Raw genomic sequence first — 24,681 nt, forward strand, 5'->3', positions numbered from 1 at the left:
TCATTTTGCCATCAACGATGACGATACACTATCGGCCGACCATCAATAGTGTATCGGTTGCCTGACCCCGCAACTTGAATGTGCTGTAACAATCTTCCAGAGGTTTGATGTTAGCGTGCTATGCGGGCTGAGCAAGCCTTTGCTGGTGGGTTGAAGGTGAAATCTGTGCTGACCCCTTCGCGGGCACGCCCGCTCCCACAGGTAGGGCGCCGCCTGTGGACCTGATGCTCTCCCTGCTGGAGCGGGCATGCCCGCGAAGAGGCCGGTACAGGCATAAAAAAACCCGGCACCGGGCCGGGTTTTTCGTTCAGGGCTGAATGACTCAGGCCTTGAAGGTCTTGCCTTCGAACTGTTCGGCAACGAAGGCCCAGTTGACCAGGTTCCAGAACGCCTCGACGTACTTCGGACGCAGGTTGCGGTAGTCGATGTAGTAGGCGTGTTCCCATACGTCGCAGGTCAGCAGCGGGGTGTCGCCGCTGGTCAGCGGGCAGCCGGCGCCGATGGTGCTGGCCAGGGCCAGGGAACCGTCAGCCTTCTTCACCAGCCAGCCCCAGCCGGAACCGAAGGTGCCAACCGAAGTCTTGGTGAACTCTTCCTTGAACTTGTCGAAGGAACCGAAAGCGGCGTTGATGGCGTCAGCCAGGGCACCGGTCGGCTGGCCACCGGCGTTTGGTGCCAGGCAGTTCCAGTAGAAGGTGTGGTTCCAGACTTGAGCGGCGTTGTTGAAGATGCCGCCCGAAGAGCTCTTGACGATCTCTTCCAGGGTCTTGCCTTCGAATTCGGTGCCTGGGACCAGGTTGTTCAGGTTCACGACATAGGTGTTGTGGTGCTTGTCGTGGTGATACTCCAGGGTTTCCTTGGAGATGTGCGGCTGCAGGGCATCGTGGGCGTACGGCAGCGGCGGCAATTCAAAAGCCATGGTGGATCTCCTGATTCAGGTCTGTTTGCGGTTTGCGCAAGGCCGATCACGGGCGGCCCGATGAGCGTCGGCGAGTTTGTACTCTTTGCGACGCAAGGGCTGGATCATAGCACCGGGCCCGGCGCATAACCACGCAACAAAGATAGGGAATAGAGGTTCCAGAGCGGTCGGGGCGTGCCGACCGGTGGCGTCAGCTATTGCCTGCAAGGGCCTCATCACCGGCAAGCCAGTTCCCACAGGGATATCACCGACCTCAGGCCTGGTGATATCCCTGTGGGAACTGGCTTGCCGGCGATAGGGCCCTTGTGGTCAGTTGAAGATCAACTGCGCCGCCACCGCGAACATCATCACCGCCACCATCAGGTCGAGCATGCGCCAGGTCGCCGGCCGGGCCAGCCACGGTGCCAGCCAGGCCGCACCGATCGCCAGGGTCGAGAACCACAGCAGCGAGGCGCTGGCAGCGCCGGCCACGTAGGCACCAGGCGCAGCCTGCTGGGCGCCCAGCGAGCCGATCAGCAGCACCGTGTCGAGGTATACGTGCGGGTTCAGCAGGGTCACCGCCAGGGCGCTGAGCAGTACCGCGCGGCGTGAGCGCGCACCCTGGCCTTGCTGGTGCTGCAGGCTCTGCCTGGAGCAGGCGCTGCGCAAAGCCTTGGCGCCGTACCAGATCAGGAACACCGCACCGCCCCAGCGGGCGATCGCCAGCAACGTCGGGTTGTGCGCCAGCACGGTGGCCAGGCCGAACACTCCGGCCGCCACCAGGATGGCGTCACAGACGATGCACAGTGCCGCCACCGGCAAATGATGCTCGCGGCGCAAGCTCTGGGCGAGGACGAAGGCGTTCTGTGCACCGATGGCCATGATCAGGCCGAAGGCCACGAGCATGCCGTTGAGATAGCTTTGCCACATGGCGTGCTCTCCAAAGAGTCCAAAAGATGCTGGTCATTGTGATGAACCACGCTGTATAAGAAAAACAAATAGAGCTGATCCGTCATTAGGAAAATCGATGTTCGACTACAAGCTGCTGGCCGCCCTTGCCGCCGTGATCGAGCAGGGCGGTTTCGAACGCGCGGCGCAGGTGCTGGGCTTGTCGCAGTCGGCCATCTCCCAGCGCATCAAGCTGCTCGAGGCGCGGGTCGGCCAGCCGGTGCTGGTGCGTGCCACACCGCCAAGCCCGACCGAAGTCGGCCGCCAGTTGCTCAACCATGTGCAGCAGGTGCGCCTGCTCGAACGCGACCTGCAGCGCCAGGTGCCGGCGCTGGACGAGGAGGGCATGCCGGAGCGCCTGCGCATCGCCCTCAACGCCGACAGCCTGGCTACCTGGTGGGCCGGCGCAGTAGGCAACTTCTGCGCACAGCAGAACGTGCTGACCGACCTGGTGGTGGAAGACCAGGAAGTGGGCCTGAAACGCATGCGTGCGGGCGAAGTGGCGGCTTGCCTGTGTGGCAGCGAGCGGCCGGTGGCCGGCGCGCGCAGCCTGCCGCTGGGCGCCATGCGCTACCGGGCGCTGGCCAGCCCCGGGTTCATGGCGCGGCATTTTCCGCAGGGCTTCGCTGCCAGCCGCCTGGCCCGTACCCCGGCGATCGTGTACGGCCCGGACGACTTCCTGCAACACCGCTACCTGGCATCGCTGGGCATCGAGGATGGCTTCCTGCACCACTTGTGCCCGTCGTCCGAAGGTTTCCTGCGCATGACCGAAGCCGGCCTGGGCTGGGGCCTGGTGCCGGAACTGCAGGCTCGCGAGCAACTGGCCAGCGGCCAGTTGGTGGAAATCTGCAGCGATACCCCCATCGATGTGCCGCTGTACTGGCATCATTGGCGCAATGGCGGGCAACTGCTCGCGCAACTGACCGACCACCTGCGGCACACCGCACGGCAATGGCTGGTGCCCTTGTAGCCACGGCTGGCGTCAGTTGCATCTGAAATCTGGCAAGACGGAGTCTTACATGCGAATTCTGGTCACCGGCGCGAGTGGCTTCATTGGCGGGCGCTTTGCGCGCTTTGCCCTGGAGCAGGGCCTGGACCTGCGGGTCAGCGGCCGTCGAGCCGAAGGGGTCGAGCACCTGGTCAAGCGCGGCGCCCAGTTCATCCCCGGCGACCTGGGTGATGCCGAGCTGGCCCGCCGCCTGTGCCAGGGGGTCGAGGCGGTGGTGCACTGCGCCGGCGCAGTGGGCAACTGGGGGCGCTACCAGGACTTCTATCAAGGCAATGTGGTGGTCACCGAAAACGTGGTCGAGGGCTGCTTGAAGGAACACGTACGGCGGTTGGTACACCTGTCGTCGCCGTCGGTCTACTTCAATGGCCGCTCGCGCCTGGACATCCGGGAAGACCAGGTGCCGCGCCGCTTCCATGACCACTACGGGCAGACCAAGCACATGGCCGAGCAGAAAGTGTTCGGTGCCCAGGAGTTCGGCCTCGAGGTGCTGGCGCTGCGCCCGCGCTTCGTCACTGGCGCCGGCGATGCCAGTATCTTCCCGCGGCTGATGCAGATGCAGCGCAAGGGGCGTGTGGCGATCATCGGCAACGGCCTGAACAAAGTCGATTTCACCAGCGTGCACAACCTCAACGAAGCGCTGCTCAGTGCCCTGTTCGCTGACGACCGGGCGCTGGGCCAGGCCTATAACATCAGCAACGGCCAGCCGCTGCCGCTGTGGGACGTGGTCAACTACGTGATGCGCCAGATGCAGTTGCCGCAGGTTACCCGGTACCGCTCCTACGGCCTGGCCTACAGCCTGGCCGCGCTGAACGAGGCGGCTTGCATGTTGTGGCCGGGGCGCCCGCAACCGACCCTGTCGCGCCTGGGGATGCAGGTAATGAGCCGCGATTTCACCCTGGATATCAGCCGCGCCCGGCAGTACCTGGACTACCAGCCCAAGGTCAGCCTGTGGACGGCGCTGGATGAATTCTGTGCCTGGTGGAAGCACCAGCCGCCGGGGCAGTGAAGCCGCTCGGCTGACAATGGTCATCAACGCGCCGCGCTGGCGGTTTATACTCGTGCCTCTTTGCGACTACCGCGGTTGAATGTATCCATGCGTAACCATGCTCACGATGACTACGATGACGTGCCTAGCCTGCGGGCCGGCACCCATGACGATGACGAACTGATGCCGGCGCACGTGGTGCGCAGCCGCCAGAAAGCCGCTCGCGGTGCCAGCACGGCGCCGCTGTGGGCATTGCTCGGGGCCTCGTTCATCGCCTTGGCGGGCCTTGGCTGGTGGAGCTTCCAGCAGATCTCGCTGATGGAGCAGCAACTGGTGGCGACCCAGGAAAGCTTCGCCCGCATCAGCGAAGAGGCTGCCGGGCGCCTGCAGGCGATCAGCGGCAAGGTGGCAGCCAGCGAATCCGGCGCCACTACCAACAGCGAGGCGTTGAAGCTGCAGCTGCGCCAGTTGCAGAAGGGTGTGGCCGGGCAGACCGGCGACCTGGGCAAGCGCCTGGAGCAGGTACTGGCCGATACCCGTGAACAGCAGAAGGTCGTGACCCAGCTGCAAACCCAGTTGCAGGCGCAGCTGAAGGCGGTGAATGGCGAGCTGGCCGCGTTGCGCTCGGGGCAGGTCGATGGTGGCAAGCTGGATACGCAGTTCAAGGGCCTGAACGAACAGGTTGCTGCGCTGAAGGCCGCGCAGGCTGATGGCGCCAAGCTGGACGGGCAGCTCAAGAGCCTGGGCAACGAGGTGGCAGCGCTGAAGAAGCAGGGTAACCCGAGCGCGGCCATCCAGGACCTGGAGCAGGACATCCTGGTGCTCAAGAGCCAGATCGACAACCGCCCGGCCGCGGCGGCGTCCAGTGGTGCTTCGGTACAGGAATTCGACGCCTTCCGGGCGCAGACGACCCGCAACCTGAATACCTTGCAGAGCCAGATCCAGAACCTGCAGCAGCAGATCAATGCCCGGCCGTGAGATCACCTGAGCCTTCTTCGCGGGCACGCCCGCTCCCACAGGTACAGCGACAAGCTTGAGGATTGTGCTGACCCTGTGGGAGCGGGCGTGCCCGCGAATGGCCCTGAATCACAACCGCGGATAATCGATGTACCCCACCGGCCCCTTGCCATAGAAAGTCTCCGGCCGCGCCTCGTTCAACGGCGCATCCGCCGCCAGCCGCGCCGGCAGGTCAGGGTTGGCAATGAACGGCACGCCAAACGCCACGGCGTCGGCCTTGCCATTGGCCAGGGCTGCATTGGCACTGGCCTTGTCAAACCGCTCATTGACGATGTACGGGCCACCGAACGCCTCTTTGATCAGCGGGCCGATACTGTCATCGGCTTCCTTTTCCCGCGAGCAGATGAAGGCAATACCACGCTTGCCCAGCTCACGGGCCACGTAGGTAAAGGTTTCGGCACGATCGGCATCGCCCATGTCATGGGCATCGGCACGCGGCGCCAGGTGCACGCCAACGCGGTTTGCGCCCCACACCTCGATGGCCGCATCGGTCACTTCGAGCAGCAGCCGAGCACGGTTTTCCAGCGAGCCGCCGTAGCGGTCGGTGCGCTGGTTGGTGCTGCTCTGCAGGAACTGGTCGAGCAGGTAGCCGTTGGCACCGTGGATCTCCACGCCATCGAAACCGGCAGCCTTGGCATTCTCGGCACCGCTGCGGTAGGCCTCGACGATGTCGATGATTTCTTCGGTTTCCAGCGCGCGTGGGGTGGGGTAGTCACTGAGCGGGCGCACCAGGCTTACATGGCCCTTGGGCTGGATCGCGCTGGGGGCCACCGGCAGCTCGCCGTTCAGGTAGCTGGGGTGGGAGATGCGGCCAACGTGCCACAGCTGCAGGAAGATGCGCCCGCCAGCGGCATGCACGGCCTTGGTCACATTGTTCCAGCCACGCACCTGCTCGTCGTTCCAGATACCAGGGGTATCCGGGTAGCCGACGCCCATGGCGCTGACCGAGGTCGCCTCGCTGAGGATCAGCCCGGCGCTGGCGCGCTGCACGTAGTACTCGGCCATCAGCGCATTGGGCACGCGGCCTTCGTCGGCCCGGCAGCGGGTGAGCGGGGCCATGATGATGCGGTTGGGCAGTTGCAGGTCGCCCAGGGTGATCGGATCGAAAAGCGTGGTCATGACGGTTACCTGCCTGTTCAGAGTGCTTGGCGCAGTTGTTCGAGAAACGCCTGGATAGTGGCTTCGTTGCGTTTGAAGAAGTGCCATTGGCCGATCTTCTGGCTGCTGATCAGCCCGGCGCGCTGCAGGGTGGCCAGGTGGGCGGAGACGGTCGACTGCGACAGGCCGCAGCGTTGGTCGATCTGCCCGGCACACACACCGTTCTCGGTGCTGTGGTACTGGTCGGGGAATTGCGTTGCCGGGTCCTTCAGCCAGCTGAGGATTTCTCGCCTGACCGGGTGGGCCAGCGCTTTTATGATTTCGTCGAGATCGAGAGGCATGGGTTGAGGCTCGTTGTAGCGGTATATCGCGATAGGGCGAAATGTAAATCGTCGATTCCCGATATACAAATATGAAGAGGTTCTGAGCTGAGCACGAATCGCTATATCGCGTTATAACGATATAGGGGGCGGCGGTGCTAGACTGCGCTCATGAACTACCTCGCACACCTGCACCTTGGCGGCCCGGCGCCGCAACAACTGCTTGGCAGCCTGTATGGCGACTTCGTCAAAGGCTCGCTGGAAGGGCGCTTCCCGCCTGCGCTGGAGGCGGCCATCCGGTTGCACCGGCATATCGACAGCTATACCGACCAGCACCCGTTGGTGCTGGCGGCACTGGCGCGCTTTCCGCGGGAGCGGCGGCGCTTTGCCGGCATTGTTCTGGATGTGTTTTTCGACCATTGCCTGGCCCGGCATTGGCGGGATTATGCCGAGCAGCCGCTGGCGCAGTTCACCGGGGACTTTTATCGGGTGTTGCTGGCGGAGCCCGAGTTGCCGGGGCGGCTGGCGCGGATTGCGCCGTTCATGGCGGCGGATGACTGGCTGGGGGCGTATGGCGACTTTGCCACGCTGGAGCAGGTGTTCAACGGCATTGCCCGGCGCTTGTCGCGGCCGGAGGGGATGGCTGGGGTGATGGGGGAGCTGGAGCGGCTGTATGAGCCATTGCTGGCGGACTTCAGGGAGTTTTATCCACAGTTGCAGGCGTTTGCAGCGGCTGGCCGGTTGTCTGGCAGTTAGTCCTGCGCTGGCTTCTTCGCGGGCCTGCCCGCTCCCACAGGTTGGCGCAGTTCTCAAGATATGCGCGGTCCCTGTGGGAGCGGGCAAGCCCGCGAAGAGGCCGGTACTGGCAGTGCAAGAATTCAGGCAGCCCGCGCCTGCCGCCGTGGCGCCAGCTCAACTTCTTCAACCCCGAACAATGCCAGGTGAATCGCCTGCTGCGCCTGCAACGCCAGCACCGCTCGCTCCTTGCCCACGCTGCCGATCGGCTGCAGCAGGTGAATGCATACCTCGCCCCGCGGCAGGGCAAACAGGCGCATCAGGTGCGACACCAGGTCATCGTCACCAATGAACGGTGCAATCGGGTCGATCTGGCCATCGCGCAGGTACTGGATGGCGACCGGCTGCACCGCCACGCCACGGTCGATGGCGCCTGCCAGCAGGCGGCCATGGAAGGTGCGCAGGGTACGGCCGCTGGTGGTGGTGCCTTCCGGGAAGATCAGCAGCGGCCGGGCAAGGCCCAGCTGCCCGGCGATCTGTTCACGCAGGCGCTGGCTGTCGCCCCCGCCACGGCGGATGAACAGGGTGCCGGCCTTTTCCGCGAGCCAGCCGGCCACCGGCCAGTGGCGCACTTCGGCCTTGGACAGGAACGACAGCGGCAGCAGCATGCCGAGCAGGGGGATATCGGTCCAGGACACGTGGTTGCTGACCCACAGCATCGGCCGCTGCGGCAACTCGCCGACCACCCGCACATCGAAGGGCAGGGCCGCGACCAGGCGCTTCATGAACAGGCAGGTCCAGCGCTGGCGGCGCTCGATGGGCGCCTTGAACCCCAGGCGTTCGCCCAGTGCGATCACGCTGGCCATCAGCATGCCCAGCAGCAGTACCAGCAGCAGTCGAGTCAGGCGGGCCATTACCCGCAGCTTCGGCATCAGACCGCTGCCTTGAAGTGGCGGGCGTAGCGTGGGCACAGTTCGTCGCGCTTGAGCAGGATGAACACGTCGGCCACCTGGAAGTCTTCGTCCCAGCACGGCTCGCCGCAGATCTTCGCGCCCAGGCGCATGTACGCCTTGAGCAACGGTGGCATTTCGGCAATGACGTTGTTTGGCAGGGCCAGGTTGGGCAACGGGTTCTTCGGCTCGGCGCGCAGGTGCTCGGTGCACAGGTAGCGGTCACGCAGGCGCTGCATCACCGCGTGGGCCTGCACCCCGCCATCCTGCATGGGGATGCTGGCGCAGCCCATCAGGTAGCTGTAGCGGCCTTCGTTGAGCACTTCGGCCAGTTCGCCCCAGAGCACGGCGATGGTGCCGCCGTTGCGGTAATCGGGGGCTACGCAGGTGCGGCCCAGCTCCAGGATCGGGCCCTGCAGCTGCAACAGGCCGTGCAGGCTGAATTCTTCTTCGCTATAGAAGCGGCCCAGGCTGCTGGCGGCCTGATGGTCGAGCAGGCGTGTGGTGGCAACCAGCTCGCCAGTGCTCAGGTCGCGTACGCCAATGTGGCGGCAGTGCACGTCGTAGTCGTCCATGTCCAGGCCTTGCTCGGCTCCTTTGAGCTTGGCCTTGAATTCGGCGCTGAACACTTTGTAGCGCAGGGCCTGGGCTTCCTGCAGGGCCGCAGCGCCAACCAGGCGTTCGGCTTGCAGACGGCGTTCGGTGCTGTTGTCGCCAGCGTGAGCGATCCGAGTCATTACGAGTCTCCATAAGCCAGCCATGAAGGGTTGCGGCCGGTCGGCTTTGTTGTGCAAAGTCAGCCTAGGTAGATGGGGTGTCACCCCTGTGAATCTTTGGTGATGCTTGCGTGACACCCCCTGAGCCTCAACTGAAAGCCCCTCAGCAAGGAGCCGACCGATGGCCTGGTTGCAACGACTCAACGACCCGCTTCGCCAAGCGCTGGCGGGCACCCTGGGCGAAACCTATGCCGCGCTGCTCGAACGCCTTGGCCCGGTTGCCCCGTTCGAACTAGCGGTGCGCGGCGGGCGCGCGATGGCCACCCCGGGCCTGGCCTTCCTGGTCGGCTACCAGGCCGCCTTGCGCGTGCTGTGGCCCAGTGCTCCACCGAGCCTCGGTGCCCTGTGCGCCACCGAGCGGCGCAGCGTGCGGCCGGCGGACATGCGCACGCGCCTGGACGGCTTGCGGCTGACCGGCAGCAAGGACTTCGTCACTGCCGGCCTGGAGGCGAAATGGCTGCTGGTGGCGGCGCGCTGCGAGGCGACGGGCGCGGCACCGCAGTTGAACCTGGCGGTGGTCTACCCCGGGGAGCCAGGTGTGACGCTGGAAGCGCTGCCGACCCTGCCGCTGATGCCGGAGGTGGGCCATGGGCGACTGGTGCTGGACCAGGCGGCGTGCGAGTTGCTGGCCGGTGATGGTTGGGATGCCTATGTGAAGCCGTTCCGTTCGCTGGAGGACTTGTATGTGCTTACGGCGTTGACGGCCTGGCTGTATGGCGTGGGGCAGGAGTGCGCCTGGCCGCAGGCCCTGCGCCTGCAGTTGCTTGGGCTGCTGGCCGGGTGTGCCGAAGGTAGCCGGCAGTGCGCCGATAGCGTTGGCTGCCATTTGTTGCTGGGGGGGTTGTTTGCACAGTTCCAGGCGCTGCGAGGGGAGATCGATGCTGCGTTGGCGGCGGGGCCGGCGCAGTGGGCGCAGATCTGGCAGCGTGACCAGGGGGTGATGGCGCTGGCGGCGGCGGCGCGGGAGAAGCGGCTGAACAAGGCTTGGGCTGCTGCGGGATTGTCATGAATGCCTGATAGGTTTGTGTGATCCGATGAATCCTGGGGCCGCTTTGCGGCCCTTTCGCGACACAAGGCCGCTCCTACAGGGGAACGCGTCAAGTTCAGGCTGACGCTGTACCTGTAGGAGCGGCCTTGTGTCGCGATAGGGCTGCGCAGCGGCCCCAATAATGGCGATCACGATGAAGGTACTGTTGATCATCCTGATATTGCTTGCGGGTTGTGCCCGGGCCGAAGACTGGCCTGAACCCGACTGGCCAATCGACAACACCCCCCTCGACTGGCAAGCCGTCGACGCCTACGCCTTCCCCGCACACACCACCCCCGAACGCAGCGGCATCCGCACCGACGCCCTGCTGATCATCCGCGACGGCCGCATCCTCCACGAACGCTACGCCGCCCCCACCACCGCCGCCACCGCCCACCTGACCTGGTCGATCAGCAAGAGCGTACTCGCCACGCTATTGGGCGTAGCCCAGGGCGAAGGCCGCTTCCAGCTGCAGGACCCGGTCACCCGCTTCTACCCGGCCATGCACGCCCATCCTGGCGTGCGCATGGCCGATCTGCTGCATTGGGCCAGCGGCCTGGACTGGCAGGAAGACTACGAATACGCCCCGCTCAAGTCCTCGGTGGTGGCCATGCTGTATACCCGTGGCCGCGAGGACATGGCGGCCTATACGGCGGCGCGGGAAGCGGTGGCCAGCCCGGGCCAGCGGTTTCTCTATTCCAGTGGCGACAGCAACCTGCTGGCCGCCGCGTTGCGCGGCATGCTCGATGCCGGTCAGTACGCCGACTACCCCTGGCATGCGCTGTTCACTCCGTTGGGGATCGACAGCGCGGTATGGGAGCGGGACCGCGCGGGTACCTATGTGGGTTCGTCCTACCTGTACCTCAGCGCTCGCGACCTGGCGCGCATCGGCCTGCTGATGCAGCGCGACGGGCGCTGGCAGGATCGGCAATTGCTGCCCAAGCCCTGGGTGGCTTTCAACCGCACGCCGTTTGCCGCGGCCCAAGCGCTGCCCGGCGAGGCCAACCCCGGTGGCCACTGGTGGCTCAACCAGCCGCTGGCCGGCGCTGCACGGCCTTGGCCGAGTGCACCCGCGGACACCTACGCAGCCCTTGGCCACTGGGGCCAGGCGCTGTACGTGCTGCCCGCGCAAAAGCTGGTGATCGTGCGTTACGCCGATGACCGCGACGGCAGCTACCAGCACGACGAACTGCTCAAGCGGATACTCGCGGCGCTGGCTGGGGAGGGGGCATGAAGCGGGTGCTGCTGGTGGTGTTGCTGGGGCTGGTGTACTGGGCCTGGCACGAGCGCCAGGCCCTGGCGGACTTCCCCGGTATCCTTTCGGCCTACTCGGCCAAGGAATATTGTTCGTGCCGCTTCGTCATGGGGTTCGAGCCGGCGTATTGCCAAGGCTACGTGAAGCAATGGCTGCCGCTGAGCCTGCTGGAGGACGACAGCCAACAGCGGCAGGTCACCGCCGAAGGCCTGGGCCGTCGCAATCAGGCCGCCTGGCAAGGCCCGCGCGAGGGCTGCCGCTTGCTGCCGTGAAGGCGGGCGGGTAAGGTTGGCGGCCTGGTTTCACGAGATCTGTCATGTTCAAGCTGCCCCGCCTGCTGCCCGCCTTGTTGCTGGCTTTTTGCCTGCCCGCCCATGCCAACTGGCACCTCGATGGCGAGTCTTCGCGCCTTTCGTTCATTACCGGCAAGAATGGTAACACCGCCGAAGTGCACCGCTTCCTGGTGCTGCATGGCACGGTCGACCGCAAGGGTGTAGCCGGGTTGAGCATCGAGATGGATTCGGTGAGTAGCGGTATTCCGCTGCGTGATGAACGCATGCGCGAGGACCTGTTCGAGGTCGAGCGCTTTGCCGAAGCCAAGGTGCAGGCGCAACTGGACCTGCGGCCGATCAACGACCTGGCCAACGGTGCCCAGATAGAACTGCGCCTGCCATTGACCGTGACCCTGCATGGCCAGTCGCACAGCTACAACGCCCTGCTGCTGGCCACCCGCCTGGACGAGCGACGCTTCCAGGTGGTGACCCTTGAGCCCCTGGTGCTACGCGCCGAGGATTTCGGCCTGTTGCCGGGGCTGCAACGCCTGCGCAAGCTCGCCGGGCTCAAGTCCATCAACCCGTCGGTGCCGGTTAGCGCGGTGCTGATCTTCACCGCCCGCTGACATGCCGGGGCCGGTCTTTCCCTGGCGGGATGGCAATCAGTTCGAACTGCTGATCGACGGCCCCGAGTTTTTTCCGCGCATGCTCCTGGCGATCATGCGCGCCGAGTTCCAGGTCGACCTGGAGCTGTATCTGGTCGAGGCCGGTGACTGCGCGGATGCGGTGGTCGAAGCGCTGGAGCAGGCTGCCCGACGTGGCGTGCGGGTGCGCTGCCTGTTCGACGACTATGGCTCGTTGGCTTTCAACAGCCAGTTGCGTCAGCGCCTGCTGGACGCAGGTGTGTACCTGCGCTGGTACAACCGCTTGCGCTGGAAGCGTGGCCTGCGCAACCTGTACCGCGATCACCGCAAGTTGCTGCTGGTGGACGAGCGCTGGGCAGTGGTGGGCGGCACGGGCGTCACCGACGAGTTCTGGACACCGGGCGAGGCGACCAGTGAATGGCACGAGGTGATGGTGCAGCTGCAGGGGCCGGTGGTAAGCGACTGGCAGTTGCTGTTCGACCGCCAGTGGCACGCCAACAACCGTCGCACCGCCTGGCGCCCCGCCGAGGGCTTTGGCCTGCCGCGCCTGCCCAAGGTGCCTGCGCAGGGGCAGGGCATGGGCCGGGTGGCCTATGCCGACGCCCGCCAGCACCAGGACATCCTGCATTCGCTGGTGCGGGCGATCAACAGCGGCAAGCAGCGAGTGTGGCTGGCCACGCCTTACTTCCTGCCGACCTGGAGCGTGCGCCGGTCGCTGCGCCGGGCTGCCGGCAAGGGGGTCGATGTGCGGCTGCTGCTGACCGGGCCGCGCACCGATCACCCCTCGGTACGTTACGCCGGCCACCGCTATTACCCACGTCTGCTGCGCGCCGGGGTGCGCATCTATGAGTACCAGCCGTGTTTCCTGCACCTGAAGATGGTGCTGATCGACGACTGGGTCAGTATCGGCTCATGCAACTTCGATCACTGGAACCTGCGCTTCAACCTCGAGGCCAATATCGAGGCACTCGACCCGCCGCTGACGGCTGCCGTGCAGGCCAGTTTCGAGCGTGATTTCGCCTTGAGCGAGGTTGTCGACCTGGGCCACTGGAATGCCCGGCCGCTGTGGCGCCGGGTGAAGCAGCGGTTGTGGGGGTGGCTGGACCGGTTGGTGGTCAACTTGCTCGACCGTCGCGACTGAGACCGGCTATCGTGCAGTGACTGTCTCAAGGCAATCGAAGGAGTGGGTGCGATGACGGCGAAGAAAATTCTCATGTTGGTCGGCGACTACGTCGAAGATTACGAAGTCATGGTGCCGTTCCAGGCGCTGAGCATGGTCGGGCACACGGTGCATGCGGTATGCCCGGAAAAGGTCGCGGGGCAAACCGTGCGTACCGCGATTCATGATTTCGAGGGCGAACAGACCTACAGCGAAAAGCCGGGGCACAACTTTGCCCTGAACTACGATTTCGTGCGGGTGCGTGCCGAGGGTTACGACGCGTTGCTGATCCCAGGCGGACGTGCACCGGAGTACCTGCGCCTGGATGAGCGGGTGCTGGAGCTGGTGCGGGCGTTCGACCAGGCCGGCAAGCCAATCGCGGCGGTATGCCATGGTGCCCAGTTGCTGGCGGCGGCCGGCGTGCTGGAAGGGCGCGAATGCAGTGCGTACCCGGCGTGCGCCCCGGAAGTGCGCTTGGCGGGCGGGACATTCATCGATATCGCGGTGGACCAGGCGCATGTGGAGGGCAACCTGGTGACGGCACCGGCATGGCCGGCGCATCCGGCGTGGTTGGCGGCATTCCTCAAGGTGCTTGGTACCCGTATTGCCTGACAGGGCCTTATCGCCGGCAAGCCAGCTCCCACAGGTTTAGCGAAGGTTTCAAGACCTGTGGAGTACTTGTGGGAGCTGGCTTGCCGGCGATGAGGCCAGTACAGGCAGCACAGTCAACCAGGCTTAACCCACCTGCTCAACCCAGTCATTGAGGTTGTAGTAGTTGGTCACCCGGGCAATCTTCCCGCAATGGATATAGAAGAACGCCCCCGCCGGCAGTACATAGGTCTGCCCGTTGGCCGCCGGCAATCCTTCGTCATCGGCCAGATATTCCCCATGCACGGTGAACTCCGCCGCCGCGCGGCTGCCGTCGGCGTTCTGCATCACCACGATATCGGCCAGGCGCTCGCGGTAGCAGCGGTTCATCTTGTCCATGAACGCTGCAAACCGGGCCTTGCCCATCTGCCGCTCGCCCTGGTTGATGTCGTGGATCACATCCTCGCTGAGCAGGGCGAGAAAGGCCGGCATGTCGCCAGCGTTGAAGGCGGCGTAGTAAGCATTTACCAGTTCGGTAGCGGTCATGGAACAATACCTGTCGTGGAGGGAAAAGGCGGGTCGTTGCTCCGGATGATAGGGTTTCCCCTCAAGCCCGGCTTAGCCGAGCGCGTCATCCACATCGACAAAACGACCGCCAAGCATGGAAATACGCCTGTTGCACGGCGCCGCTATCGCGCCTTACATCGATGACCTCGCTCGCCTGCGCCTTACCGTGTTCCGCGAGTTTCCCTACCTTTACGACGGCACCCCGGAGTACGAGGCCGACTACCTGGCCACCTATGCCCGCTCCGGGCGCAGCCTGGTGGTGCTGGCACTGGACGACGGCAAGGTCGTTGGTGCCTCCACCGGCCTGCCGCTGGTGGATGTCGCCCCCGAGTTCCAGCAGCCGTTCCTGGCCCAGGGGCGCGACCCGGCCAGCGTGTACTACTTCGGTGAATCGGTGGTACTGCCCGAGTACCGTGGCCAGGGCCTGGGGGTGCGCTTTTTCATCGAGCGCGAGTCCTACGCCCACAAGCTGGCCGAGTTCGACTACTGCGCGTTCTGTGCGGTCGAGCGGCCAGGCGTGCATCCACGGCGGCCAGCGGACTACAAGCCATTGCATGGCTTCTGGCGTAACCGCGGCTTCCTGCACGACCCGTCGCTGCGCACCAGCTACGCCTGGCGCGACCTGGACGAGCAGGAAAGCTCCGACAAGCTGATGTCGTTCTGGCTCAAGGAACTGCCGATATGATCCGCCTGGCGGCCTGCCAGTACGCCATCGAGCTGCATGAAACCTGGGAGGCCTACGCCGACCACCTGCAAGGCCTGTGTGCCGAAGCGGTGGAGGCGGGGGCCCGCCTGCTGCTGTTGCCGGAGTACGCCGGGCTGGTGCTCAGCGGGCAACTGAGTGCCGAGCAGCGGGGTGACCTGAAGGCCTCCATCGCCGGCATCCAGCCGCTGATCGAGCCCTGGAAGGCGCTGTGCGAAGGCATTGCCAGGCGTTGGGGTATCTACCTGCAACCGGGCAGTATGCCGGTGCTGGACAGCGACGGGCGCTACCGTAACCGTGCCTGGTTGTTCGGCCCCAAGGGCGTGCTGGGTTACCAGGACAAGCTGATGATGACCCGTTTCGAACGGGAGCAATGGGACATCGCGGCGGGCCAGGGGTTGCAGGTGTTCGACACCGAACTGGGGCGCCTGGGCATCCTGATCTGCTACGACAACGAATTCCCGATGCTGGCGCGGCGCCTGGCCGAGGGTGGTGCCGACCTGATCCTCGCCCCGAGCTGTACCGACACCGAGGCGGGTTACCACCGGGTGCGTATCGGTGCCCAGGCGCGGGCGCTGGAGAACCAGATTGCGGTGTTGCAGAGCCCTACGGTCGGGCTGGCGCCCTGGTCGCCGGCGTTGGACGAGAATATCGGCCGGGCAGGGCTGTTCGTGCCGCCGGATCATGGGATGCCGAGGGATGGGGTGGTGGCCTTGAGTGAAGAATCGAGCCCTGCAACCAGTCAGTGGCTGGTCTGTGAGGTGGACCTTGAGGAAGTACGGCGGGTGAGGCGGGAAGGGCAGGTGTTTACCCGCAGGGACTGGCCGGAGCAGTTTGACAGAGTCCTGTGAAAACAGCGGCGGCCTCTTCGCGGGCTTGCCCGCTCCCACAGGTAACGCGTAGCCCTCGGGCTTGCGCTGTACCTGTGGGAGCGGGCAAGCCCGCGAAGAGGCCGCCGCTGTTACATCAGGCTTACTTCACTTCGACTGCCAGGCTCTGGGCAATCTTGCTCTGCCACAGGGCAGGGCCAGTGATGTGTACCGACTCACCGTTGCTGTCCACGGCGACGGTCACAGGCATGTCCTTGACCTCGAACTCGTAGATCGCTTCCATGCCCAGCTCGGCGAAGGCCAGGACCTTCGACTTGCGGATGGCCTGGGCCACCAGGTAGGCAGCGCCGCCGACGGCCATCAGGTACACGGCCTTGTTGTCCTTGATCGCTTCGATGGCGGCAGGGCCGCGCTCGGACTTGCCGATCATGCCCAGCAGACCGGTCTGCTCGAGGATCTGGCGGGTGAACTTGTCCATGCGGGTGGCGGTGGTCGGGCCGGCTGGGCCTACCACTTCGTCACCGACCGGGTCGACCGGGCCAACGTAGTAGATGAAGCGGCCTTTCAGGTCCACCGGCAGCTCTTCGCCACGGTTGAGCATTTCGACCATGCGCTTGTGCGCGGCATCGCGGCCGGTCAGCATCTTGCCGTTGAGCAGGATGGTTTCGCCCGGCTTCCAGCTGGCGACTTCTTCCGGGGTGATGGCGTCGAGGTTGACGCGACGGGCGCTCGGGCCGGCTTCCCAGACGATTTCCGGGTAGGCGTCCAGCGACGGCGCTTCCAGCTCGGCCGGGCCGGAGCCATCGAGCACGAAGTGGGCGTGGCGGGTGGCGGCGCAGTTGGGGATCATGCACACCGGCAGCGAAGCGGCGTGAGTCGGGTAGTCCATGATCTTGACGTCGAGCACGGTGGTCAGGCCACCCAGGCCCTGGGCGCCAATGCCCAGCTGGTTGACCTTCTCGAACAGCTCCAGGCGGATTTCTTCCAGGCGGTTCTGCGGGCCACGGGCTTTCAGTTCGTGGATGTCGATGGACTCCATCAACACTTCCTTGGCCATCACGGCGGCCTTCTCGGCGGTACCGCCGATGCCGATGCCGAGCATGCCAGGCGGGCACCAGCCAGCGCCCATGGTCGGGACGGTCTTCAGTACCCAGTCGACGATCGAGTCGGACGGGTTGAGCATGGCCATCTTCGACTTGTTCTCCGAGCCGCCGCCCTTGGCTGCGACATCGACCTCGACCTTGTCGCCGGGGACGATGGAGTAGTGGATCACTGCCGGGGTGTTGTCCTTGGTGTTCTTGCGAGCACCGGCCGGGTCGGCCAGGATCGAAGCGCGCAGGACGTTTTCAGGCAGGTTGTAGGCGCGACGCACACCTTCGTTGATCATGTCGTCGACGCTCAGGGTGGCGCCGTCCCAGCGCACGTCCATGCCCACGCGCACGAACACGGTGACGATACCGGTGTCCTGGCAGATCGGGCGGTGGCCGGTGGCGCACATGCGCGAGTTGATCAGGATCTGGGCGATGGAATCGCGCGCAGCAGGCGACTCTTCACGCAGATAGGCCTCGTGCATGGCCTGGATGAAATCGACGGGGTGGTAGTACGAAATGAATTGCAGGGCGTCGGCGACGCTCTGAATCAGGTCGTCTTGCTTGATCACGGTCATGCAGCGCGCTCCTCTTAAAGACGGGAACATTCATTACGGCGCTCGACGGTGCCGACCAGCGTGTCGAAGCGCCTTGCAAGGCGCCGGCAGGTCAGGCCGACGGAAAAAGGCGCGGCAGTATAGCGCGCATCCGTGCCGGGCACACCTGCGGCCGGTCTGGACCATGGTCGGCAGGTGGCAGGCATTGTTCTTGCTGACTTGTTGTAGAGATAGGATGCTTGGAGGGGGCTGCTCTGCAGCCCCTTCGCCGGCAAGCCAGCTCCCACAGGATTGCACCAGGCCTGAAGCCTGCACATTAACTGTGGGAGCTGGCTTGCCGGCGAAGGGCCGCAAAGCGGCCCCAGAAACTCAAGAGCTGGAAGAGATAGCTGAAAATGCCCGAACTTTGCGTGGGCGAGCGCCGCTGGGCGGTGCCGACCGGCAGCAACCTGCTCGATGCCTTGAACGAGGCCGGGCTGAACGTGCCCTACAGTTGCCGCGCCGGCAGTTGCCATGCCTGCCTGGTGCACTGCCTGGGCGGGCAACCGCTGGATGCCATGCCCGAGGCCCTGGCGCAGGACAAGCATGCCCAGGGCTGGCGCCTGGCCTGCCAGTGCCGGGTAGTCGAGGACCTGCGCGTGGCGCTGTTCGACCCGCAGCAGGATGGCGTGCCGGCGCAGGTCTGTGCCCTGGACTGGTTCGGCGATGTGCTGCGCGTGCGGCTGCGGCCCGAACGGGCAATGCGTTACCAGGCGGGGCAGCATGTGGTGCTGTGGAATGGCGCGGTGGCGCGGCCTTACTCCTTGGCCAGCCTGCCGGGCGAAGATGATTTTCTCGAGTTTCATATCGACTGCCAGCGCCCCGGCGCCTTTTGTGACAAGGCCCGTGGCTTGCAGCTGGGTGATGTGCTGCGCCTGGGCGAGCTAAGGGGTGGGGCCTTGCATTACGACCCGGACTGGCAGCAGCGGCCGCTGTGGTTGCTGGCGGCGGGGACCGGGCTGGCGCCGTTGTGGGGCATCTTGCGCGAGGCTCTGCGGCAGGGGCACCAAGGGGAAATCAGGGTCATGCATGTGGCGCGCGAGGGCGTTGGGCATTATCTGGCCGAGCCGTTGCGGGAGATGGCGGATGTGAATGTCGAGTTGGTACTGGCAGAGCAACTGGATGAAGCGTTGGCCGGGTTGCGGCCATCATCGCGGCAGACGGTGGCGCTGGTGTGCGGGGCGCCGGGGAGTGTCGAGCGGTTTGCCCGGCGGCTGTTCATTGCCGGGGTGCCGCGGGGGCAGGTGTTTGCCGATGTGTTTGTCGAGCATGCCTGAGGCATTTGTGTAGCCTGGGCTGGCCTCATCGCCGGCAAGCCAGCTCCCACAGGATTGCATCAGACCTGGGCCTGCGCGGTACCTGTGGGAGCTGGCTTGCCGGCGATTGGGCCGCAGAGCGGCCCCCTCTGAAGCAGATCAACCGACCAGCGGATCACCGACATGCAGGATCTTCATGCCATTGGTGCCACCGATGGTGTGGTAGCTGTCACCCTTGGTCAGGATTACCCAGTCACCTTGCTCCACCAGGCCACGCTTGAGCAGTTCGTCGACCGCTGCCTGGCTCACCTTGTCGGCCGGCAGCGAGGCCGGGTCGAAGGCGATCGGGTACACGCCGCGGAACATGTTGGCACGGGCCTGGGTAGCGCGGTGCGGCGACAGGGCGAAGATCGGCACGTGCGAACGCAGGCGCGACATGATCAACGGGGTGTAGCCACTCTCGGTCAGGGCGATGATCGCCTTCACGCCCGGGAAGTGGTTGGCGGTGTACATGGCCGCCAGCGCGATGCTCTCGTCGCAGCGCTCGAAGGTGGTGTGCAGGCGGTGGCTGGACTTCTGGCTGGTCGGGTGCTTTTCGGCACCCAGGCAGATGCGGGCCATGGCCTGGACGGCTTCGATCGGGTAGGCACCGGCGGCACTCTCGGCCGACAGCATCACCGCGTCGGTGTTGTCCAGCACGGCGTTGGCCACGTCGGACACTTCGGCACGGGTCGGCATCGGGTTCTGGATCATCGACTCCATCATCTGGGTCGCCACGATCACCGCCTTGTTGTTGCGGCGGGCGTGCTGGATGATCTTCTTCTGGATGGCGATCAGCTCGGCGTCGCCGATTTCCACGCCCAGGTCGCCACGGGCGACCATGACGGCGTCGGAGGCGAGGATCAGCTTGTCGAGGGTTTCGTCGTCGGCCACCGCTTCGGCGCGTTCGATCTTGGCCACCAGCCAGGCGCTGCCGCCGGCTTCGTCACGCAGCTTGCGTGCGTATTCCATGTCGCTGGCGTCACGTGGGAAGGACACGGCCAGGTAGTCCAGGTCCATTTCCGCGGCCAGCTTGATGTCGGCCTTGTCTTTCTCGGTCAGGGCCGGTGCGGTCAGGCCGCCACCTTTACGGTTGATGCCTTTGTGGTCCGACAGCGGGCCACCGATGATCACCACGCAGTGCAGGGCATCTGCGGTGGCGGTCTCGACGCGCATCACCACGCGGCCATCGTCGAGCAGCAACTCGTCACCAACGCCGCAGTCCTTGACCAGGTCGGGGTAGTCGATACCGACGATGTCCTGGTTGCCTTCGGTCAGCGGGTGGGCGGTGGAGAAGGTGAACTTGTCACCGATCTTCAATTCGATGCGCTTGTTGGCGAACTTGGCGATGCGGATCTTCGGACCCTGCAGGTCGCCCAGCAGTGCAACATGGCGGCCGTTCTTGGCGGCGATCTCACGGATCAGGCGCGCGCGGGCCTTGTGCTCGTCCGGAGTGCCGTGGGAGAAGTTCAGGCGTGCCACGTCCAGGCCGGCGAGGATCAGCTGTTCGATCACTTCCGGCGAGTTGCTGGCGGGGCCAAGGGTGGCGACGATTTTGGTACGGCGGATGCTCATGCACAGACTCCTATAGTGAAGCGCAGCGAAAGGCTACTCCTGAATCTCGCTGTAGTCATTGTTCCGTTGCACTACCTGCGACCAAGGCAGGGTGGCATTTGAACGGGCAGGGTATCCTTGCAAAAGGGTGTGAAGATTTGCCGGCAAAGGCCGATACACTGGCATCAAAGGAGACCCCCATGCGAGCCCTGATCGTTTTAGCCCTGGCGGCCAGCGCCGTCGGCTGCACCCGCTGGTCCATGGACCACCACCTGAACAATGCCTACCGCGCCTACGACCGTGGCGATTGCGCACGGGTCATGCTCGAGCTGTCGCAGGTCGACCGCACCAGCCGTGCGCGACCGTTCATCCACCCCGAGGTGTCGCTGCTGCGCGGCCAGTGCCTGGAGCGCCAGGCCTTGTACGTGGATGCGGCGCAGACCTACCAGTACCTGATTCAGCAGTACCCGGGCAATGAATACGCCTATCGCGCCCAGGCTCGCCTGCAGACCCTGGAGAAACTCGGCCATTTGCGCGGCGCCGAAGCCGCCGTGGCAAACCCGGTGAGCGCCGCACCTTGGCGTTAACACCAAGGTGTGATTTATTTCACGGGATTTGCCGCGCGTGCTGCGCTAATCTGTAACTCAGCTGTTACAACAACCGCCAGTTCCACGTATTCCTGGCATCGGATACGGACTGCACTTGCGATCATGTTCAACAAGCGCCACATCGAACGCCATCAGCTGCCTTGTGTTCTCAAGGTGTTCAACCGCATTACCGGCCAGGCCATCGGCCAGCTGGGCAACGCCTCCGAAGACGGGCTGATGCTGATAAGCCAGCTACCTGTGCTGGTCGGGCCCGACTACGATCTGCAATTACGCCTGCCGCTGGTTGGTGGCGGGCATCAGTTCGTCAACCTTACCGCCAGCTGCCTGTGGTGCCGTGAAGACCAGACGCCCGGGCACTACGATTCGGGCTTCATGCTGCTGCAGGCGCCCCGCGAGTACGACGAATTCGTCCGCTCGTTGCGCGACTATTTCAGTTTCCGCCCCGCCAACGCCTCTGCCTGAGCCTCGGGCCCAGGCTCGCTGGAGTCGCGCCAGAATCGCGCTAGAATCGGGTCGACCTCGATACAGGACGACCCCGTGACCTCCAGCATTTTCTGGCACGACTACGAAACCACCGGCATCAACCCGCGCTGCGACCGGCCGCTGCAGGTGGCCGGCGTGCGCACCGACTTCGACCTCAACGAAATCGACGAGCCGATCAGCCTTTATTGCCGGCCCTCCGACGATATCCTGCCGCACCCGGCCGCCTGCCTGGTGACCGGCATCACCCCGCAACTGCTGGCCGAGCAGGGCCTGTGCGAAGCCGAGTTCATGACCCGGGTGCACGCACAACTGGCGCACCCTGGTACCTGTGGCGCCGGCTACAACACCCTGCGCTTCGACGACGAAGTGACCCGCTACAGCCTGTACCGCAACTTTTTCGACCCTTATGCCCGAGAGTGGCAGGGTGGCAACAGCCGCTGGGACCTGATCGACATCGTACGCACGGCCTATGCATTGCGCCCGGACGGCATCGAGTGGCCGCAGCAGGACGGGCGCACCAGCCTGCGCCTGGAGCTGCTGAGCAAGGCCAATGGCATCGACCATGGGCATGCCCACGAAGCGCTTTCCGACGTGCGGGCAACCATCTCCCTGGCCCGCCTGATCCGGCAAAAACAGCCCAAGTTGTATGACTGGCTGTTCCAGTTGCGCAGCAAGCATAAAGTGATGGAGCAGATCCGTTTGTTGCAGCCACTGGTGCATATATCCGGACGCTTCTCGGCGGCACGCAATTACCTTGGTGTCGTATTGCCACTGGCCTGGCACCCGCGTAATCGCAATGCACTGATTGTGTGCGACCTGCATCAGGAAACCCTACCGTTACTACGGGAAAGTGCTGAAGTTCTACGCCAGCGTTTGTATACCCGCCATGAAGAACTGGCCGAAGGCGAATTACCCGTGCCGCTCAAATTGGTGCAGATCAATCGCTGCCCGGTACTGGCGCCACTTTCGGTATTGCGCCCGGCCGATCAACAACGGTTGGGCCTGGACTTGACGTTGTTACAATTGCGCGGCGAAGAATTGGCCAAGCAACAGGCGCAATGGCAAGACAAGCTGGAACACATCTACGGCAAGGAAGACTTCACCCCGAGTGAAGACCCGGAACAACAGTTGTATGACGGTTTTCTGGGGGACCGTGACCGCCGCTTATGTGAGCAAGTTCGTGCACTGGAACCGGCGCAGTTGGGCCGTGGGCAGTGGATGTTCGATGACCCGCGCCTGCCTGAACTGTTGTTCCGCTATCGGGCGCGCAACTTCCCCGAGACCCTGACCGGCGAAGAGCGGCAACGCTGGTTCAGCTTCTGCCAGCAGCGCCTGAGCGACCCGCATTGGGGCGCGCCGAATACGCTGGGCGACTTCGAACAGGCGCGGCAGCAGGCCTGGGAGGGCGCCGACGAGGCGGGGCGGCGCGTGCTGGACGCGTGGCAGGTACATGCCCGGCAATTGCAGGCACAGTTTGCAATTGGCTGAGCGCTGAACACAAAACGCGGACAAACAAAAACGCCGGCAATATGCCGGCGTTCTTGTTGCGATAAGCAGCAGGCGTGTGCGGACAATCAGTCCAGCAGGGTCGCCCAGCTTTCAACCACATCGCCACCCCACTTGGCTTTCCATTCTTTCAGGGTCTTGTGGTTGCCGCCTTTGGTTTCGATCACTTCATTGTTGTGCGGGTTTTTGTATTGCTTGACCTTGCGTGCACGCTTGGTGGCGGTAGTCTTGACCGCACCACGAGGTGCCTTGCTCAGTTTCGACTCTGGGTCGAGCAGGGCAATCACGTCGCGCAGCGACTTGGAGTACTCGCCCATCAGTGTGCGCAGTTTGCCTTCGAACTCCAGTTCTTTCTTCAGCTTGTCATCCTGCGACAGGTTGGCCAGGCGGGCCTGAAGTTCCTTGATGGCTTCTTCGGTAGCGCGGTACTCGTTGATCAGGGACATGGAGTGTTCCTTAATGCGTGTTCAGAAATGTGTGGGGCAATAATAGACAGGCAATACTCGCAAGTAAACATATTGTTGGGCAATTAACTGTTAACTAAGCTGTGACAACCATTTCTCTACGTGAACAAAAATTTACAATTAACCCTGCATTTCGTCATGTCTGTCAGAGAATGCCGGCATTGCATCTCGTCAGGAACACAGGCCACGGCCGCTGCGATCAATACTGCGTTTTTCCTGGCGGGCCGCTAGAATGAGCGCCTTTGCGAAGTTCTGGAGTCTCATTCATGCGCACCTATCGTCTGGTGATCGCCTGCCCCGACCGTGTTGGCATCGTGGCGAAAGTCAGTAATTTCCTGGCCTTGTACAATGGCTGGATCAACGAAGCCAGCCACCACTCCGATGAGCAGAGCGGTTGGTTCTTCATGCGCCATGAAATCCGCGCCGAATCGCTGCCATTCGGTATCGAAGCCTTCCGCGAGGCGTTTGCGCCGATCGCCGAAGAGTTCTCCATGACCTGGCGCATTACCGACTCGGCGCAGAAAAAGCGCGTGGTGCTGATGGCCAGCCGCGAGTCGCACTGCCTGGCCGACCTGCTGCACCGCTGGCACACCGATGAACTGGACTGCGAGATCCCTTGCGTGATCTCCAACCACAACGACCTGCGCAGCATGGTCGAGTGGCACGGTATTCCGTTCTTCCATGTACCGGTCGACCCCAAGGACAAGGCCCCGGCCTTTGCCGAAGTGTCGCGCCTGGTGCAGGAGCACGCCGCCGATGTGGTGGTGCTGGCCCGCTACATGCAGATCCTGCCGCCGCAACTGTGCCAGGACTATGCTGAGAAGGTGATCAACATCCACCACAGCTTCCTGCCGTCGTTCGTCGGCGCCAAGCCGTATCACCAGGCCGCCCTGCGTGGTGTGAAGCTGATCGGCGCGACCTGCCACTACGTCACCGAAGAGCTGGACGCCGGCCCGATCATCGAGCAGGACGTGGTGCGTGTCAGCCATGCCGACAGCATCGACGACATGGTCCGCTTTGGCCGTGATGTGGAGAAGATGGTGCTGGCCCGTGGCCTGCGTTATCACCTGGAAGACCGGGTGCTAGTGCATGGCAACAAGACTGTAGTTTTTGATTGATGGCCTTGGGGCTGCTTTGCAGCCCATCGCCGGCAAGCCAGCTCCCACAGGTTTGCACCTGGCTTGAGGTCGATGCGGTCGGTGTGGGAGCTGGCTTGCCGGCGAAAGGGGCGCAAAGCGCCCCCGGCAATCTTGAGGGATATGCAATGGCGAAGACCCGCAACAACCCCACCGCCTCACCCCCACCC

Annotated in this window: 27 protein-coding genes; 17 read left to right on the forward strand and 10 right to left on the reverse strand. The window is 64.2% G+C overall.

Annotated elements, in window-relative coordinates:
- Positions 1 to 322 precede the first annotated feature (322 nt).
- Together CAG22_RS13690 and CAG22_RS13695 are read right to left on the reverse strand one after the other, a co-directional pair.
- The gene (locus CAG22_RS13690) at positions 323 to 919 is read right to left on the reverse strand and encodes a superoxide dismutase (RefSeq protein WP_013974076.1); all 597 of its coding nucleotides are present in this window, start codon (positions 917 to 919) and stop codon (positions 323 to 325) included.
- A 309-nt stretch (positions 920 to 1,228) separates the two neighbouring features.
- Positions 1,229 to 1,828, reverse strand: coding sequence for a LysE/ArgO family amino acid transporter (locus CAG22_RS13695; RefSeq protein WP_003258234.1), 600 nt, complete (start codon positions 1,826 to 1,828; stop codon positions 1,229 to 1,231).
- Between the two features lie 97 nt (positions 1,829 to 1,925).
- Here CAG22_RS13695 and CAG22_RS13700 point away from each other — a divergent pair, with 97 nt between their 5' ends.
- The 3 genes from CAG22_RS13700 (at position 1,926) to CAG22_RS13710 (ending at position 4,818) form a co-directional block, all read left to right on the forward strand.
- A complete protein-coding gene (locus tag CAG22_RS13700; RefSeq protein ID WP_054573319.1) occupies positions 1,926 to 2,816 on the forward strand; it encodes a LysR family transcriptional regulator ArgP in 891 nt (296 codons plus the stop codon).
- Between the two features lie 49 nt (positions 2,817 to 2,865).
- Positions 2,866 to 3,861: an NAD(P)-dependent oxidoreductase gene (locus CAG22_RS13705; RefSeq protein ID WP_085705604.1), complete on the forward strand. Its 996-nt coding sequence runs from the start codon at positions 2,866 to 2,868 to the stop codon at positions 3,859 to 3,861.
- 87 nt (positions 3,862 to 3,948) lie between these two features.
- Positions 3,949 to 4,818 (forward strand): ATPase, encoded by an 870-nt coding sequence (locus CAG22_RS13710; RefSeq protein WP_085664401.1) that lies wholly within the window; start codon positions 3,949 to 3,951, stop codon positions 4,816 to 4,818.
- A 108-nt stretch (positions 4,819 to 4,926) separates the two neighbouring features.
- Here CAG22_RS13710 and CAG22_RS13715 read toward each other — a convergent pair whose 3' ends face one another.
- Entirely contained in the window at positions 4,927 to 5,976 is a 1,050-nt protein-coding gene (locus CAG22_RS13715) for an alkene reductase (protein WP_013974072.1), read from the reverse strand.
- Positions 5,977 to 5,993: 17 nt separating this feature from the next.
- A complete protein-coding gene (locus CAG22_RS13720; RefSeq protein WP_003258229.1) occupies positions 5,994 to 6,296 on the reverse strand; it encodes a helix-turn-helix transcriptional regulator in 303 nt (100 codons plus the stop codon).
- Between the two features lie 150 nt (positions 6,297 to 6,446).
- On the opposite strand from CAG22_RS13720, the gene CAG22_RS13725 reads away from it, so the two are divergent.
- Positions 6,447 to 7,031 carry an ACP phosphodiesterase gene (locus tag CAG22_RS13725; RefSeq protein WP_025340515.1) on the forward strand — a complete coding sequence of 195 codons (585 nt, stop codon included), beginning with the start codon at positions 6,447 to 6,449 and terminating at the stop codon, positions 7,029 to 7,031.
- A gap of 122 nt (positions 7,032 to 7,153) precedes the next feature.
- Here the strand turns inward: CAG22_RS13725 and CAG22_RS13730 are convergent, their stop codons facing one another.
- Together CAG22_RS13730 and olsB are read right to left on the reverse strand one after the other, a co-directional pair.
- Positions 7,154 to 7,942 (reverse strand): lysophospholipid acyltransferase family protein, encoded by a 789-nt coding sequence (locus CAG22_RS13730; RefSeq protein WP_025340514.1) that lies wholly within the window; start codon positions 7,940 to 7,942, stop codon positions 7,154 to 7,156.
- Positions 7,942 to 8,697 (reverse strand): L-ornithine N(alpha)-acyltransferase, encoded by a 756-nt coding sequence (gene olsB / locus CAG22_RS13735; RefSeq protein WP_015271672.1) that lies wholly within the window; start codon positions 8,695 to 8,697, stop codon positions 7,942 to 7,944. Before olsB ends, CAG22_RS13730 begins: the two co-directional genes overlap by 1 nt.
- 160 nt (positions 8,698 to 8,857) lie before the next feature.
- Here olsB and CAG22_RS13740 point away from each other — a divergent pair, with 160 nt between their 5' ends.
- From CAG22_RS13740 to CAG22_RS13765, 6 genes are all read left to right on the forward strand, one after another.
- Positions 8,858 to 9,745: an acyl-CoA dehydrogenase gene (locus tag CAG22_RS13740; protein WP_085705605.1), complete on the forward strand. Its 888-nt coding sequence runs from the start codon at positions 8,858 to 8,860 to the stop codon at positions 9,743 to 9,745.
- Between the two features lie 172 nt (positions 9,746 to 9,917).
- The gene (locus tag CAG22_RS13745; protein ID WP_085705606.1) at positions 9,918 to 10,997 is read left to right on the forward strand and encodes a serine hydrolase; all 1,080 of its coding nucleotides are present in this window, start codon (positions 9,918 to 9,920) and stop codon (positions 10,995 to 10,997) included.
- Complete coding sequence (locus CAG22_RS13750; RefSeq protein ID WP_085705607.1) at positions 10,994 to 11,290, forward strand: amidase; 297 nt, start codon at positions 10,994 to 10,996, stop codon at positions 11,288 to 11,290. Before CAG22_RS13745 ends, CAG22_RS13750 begins: the two co-directional genes overlap by 4 nt.
- A 44-nt stretch (positions 11,291 to 11,334) precedes the next feature.
- Positions 11,335 to 11,916: a YceI family protein gene (locus tag CAG22_RS13755; protein WP_025340510.1), complete on the forward strand. Its 582-nt coding sequence runs from the start codon at positions 11,335 to 11,337 to the stop codon at positions 11,914 to 11,916.
- 1 nt (position 11,917) lies between these two features.
- Positions 11,918 to 13,075 (forward strand): phosphatidylserine/phosphatidylglycerophosphate/cardiolipin synthase family protein, encoded by a 1,158-nt coding sequence (locus CAG22_RS13760; protein ID WP_085692163.1) that lies wholly within the window; start codon positions 11,918 to 11,920, stop codon positions 13,073 to 13,075.
- 51 nt (positions 13,076 to 13,126) lie between these two features.
- Positions 13,127 to 13,705, forward strand: a complete 579-nt coding sequence (locus tag CAG22_RS13765; protein ID WP_085592073.1) for a DJ-1/PfpI family protein — start codon at positions 13,127 to 13,129, stop codon at positions 13,703 to 13,705.
- Between the two features lie 123 nt (positions 13,706 to 13,828).
- On the opposite strand, the gene CAG22_RS13770 is transcribed toward CAG22_RS13765, so the two are convergent.
- Positions 13,829 to 14,227 (reverse strand): nuclear transport factor 2 family protein, encoded by a 399-nt coding sequence (locus CAG22_RS13770; protein ID WP_015271666.1) that lies wholly within the window; start codon positions 14,225 to 14,227, stop codon positions 13,829 to 13,831.
- A gap of 115 nt (positions 14,228 to 14,342) precedes the next feature.
- On the opposite strand from CAG22_RS13770, the gene CAG22_RS13775 reads away from it, so the two are divergent.
- Both CAG22_RS13775 and CAG22_RS13780 read left to right on the forward strand, forming a co-directional pair.
- Positions 14,343 to 14,933, forward strand: a complete 591-nt coding sequence (locus CAG22_RS13775) for a GNAT family N-acetyltransferase (protein ID WP_013974061.1) — start codon at positions 14,343 to 14,345, stop codon at positions 14,931 to 14,933.
- Entirely contained in the window at positions 14,930 to 15,802 is an 873-nt protein-coding gene (locus CAG22_RS13780; protein ID WP_085705608.1) for a carbon-nitrogen hydrolase family protein, read from the forward strand. The genes CAG22_RS13775 and CAG22_RS13780 overlap by 4 nt, the downstream gene beginning before the upstream one ends.
- Positions 15,803 to 15,923: 121 nt before the next feature.
- On the opposite strand, the gene CAG22_RS13785 is transcribed toward CAG22_RS13780, so the two are convergent.
- Entirely contained in the window at positions 15,924 to 17,447 is a 1,524-nt protein-coding gene (locus tag CAG22_RS13785) for a fumarate hydratase (protein ID WP_025340505.1), read from the reverse strand.
- Positions 17,448 to 17,821: 374 nt separating this feature from the next.
- Here CAG22_RS13785 and CAG22_RS13790 point away from each other — a divergent pair, with 374 nt between their 5' ends.
- Positions 17,822 to 18,742, forward strand: coding sequence for an iron-sulfur-binding ferredoxin reductase (locus CAG22_RS13790; protein WP_085592068.1), 921 nt, complete (start codon positions 17,822 to 17,824; stop codon positions 18,740 to 18,742).
- 138 nt (positions 18,743 to 18,880) lie between these two features.
- On the opposite strand, the gene pyk is transcribed toward CAG22_RS13790, so the two are convergent.
- Positions 18,881 to 20,335: a pyruvate kinase gene (gene pyk / locus CAG22_RS13795; RefSeq protein ID WP_085705609.1), complete on the reverse strand. Its 1,455-nt coding sequence runs from the start codon at positions 20,333 to 20,335 to the stop codon at positions 18,881 to 18,883.
- 179 nt (positions 20,336 to 20,514) lie between these two features.
- Here pyk and CAG22_RS13800 point away from each other — a divergent pair, with 179 nt between their 5' ends.
- The 3 genes from CAG22_RS13800 to sbcB all read left to right on the forward strand — a co-directional run bounded on the left by CAG22_RS13800 (position 20,515) and on the right by sbcB (position 22,893).
- Positions 20,515 to 20,901 (forward strand): hypothetical protein, encoded by a 387-nt coding sequence (locus tag CAG22_RS13800; protein ID WP_084785259.1) that lies wholly within the window; start codon positions 20,515 to 20,517, stop codon positions 20,899 to 20,901.
- A gap of 123 nt (positions 20,902 to 21,024) precedes the next feature.
- Complete coding sequence (locus CAG22_RS13805; RefSeq protein ID WP_025340502.1) at positions 21,025 to 21,384, forward strand: PilZ domain-containing protein; 360 nt, start codon at positions 21,025 to 21,027, stop codon at positions 21,382 to 21,384.
- 75 nt (positions 21,385 to 21,459) lie between these two features.
- On the forward strand, positions 21,460 to 22,893 hold the full coding sequence (gene sbcB / locus CAG22_RS13810) for an exodeoxyribonuclease I (RefSeq protein WP_085705610.1): 1,434 nt from the start codon (positions 21,460 to 21,462) through the stop codon (positions 22,891 to 22,893).
- Positions 22,894 to 22,979: 86 nt separating this feature from the next.
- On the opposite strand, the gene mvaT is transcribed toward sbcB, so the two are convergent.
- Positions 22,980 to 23,357: a histone-like nucleoid-structuring protein MvaT gene (gene mvaT / locus CAG22_RS13815; protein WP_003259590.1), complete on the reverse strand. Its 378-nt coding sequence runs from the start codon at positions 23,355 to 23,357 to the stop codon at positions 22,980 to 22,982.
- A gap of 284 nt (positions 23,358 to 23,641) precedes the next feature.
- Here mvaT and purU point away from each other — a divergent pair, with 284 nt between their 5' ends.
- Positions 23,642 to 24,493: a formyltetrahydrofolate deformylase gene (gene purU / locus CAG22_RS13820; protein ID WP_023662871.1), complete on the forward strand. Its 852-nt coding sequence runs from the start codon at positions 23,642 to 23,644 to the stop codon at positions 24,491 to 24,493.
- The last annotated feature ends 188 nt before the right edge of the window (positions 24,494 to 24,681 follow it).

This window comes from Pseudomonas sp. B8(2017) (assembly GCF_002113575.1).
Taxonomy (GTDB): domain Bacteria; phylum Pseudomonadota; class Gammaproteobacteria; order Pseudomonadales; family Pseudomonadaceae; genus Aquipseudomonas; species Aquipseudomonas putida_Z.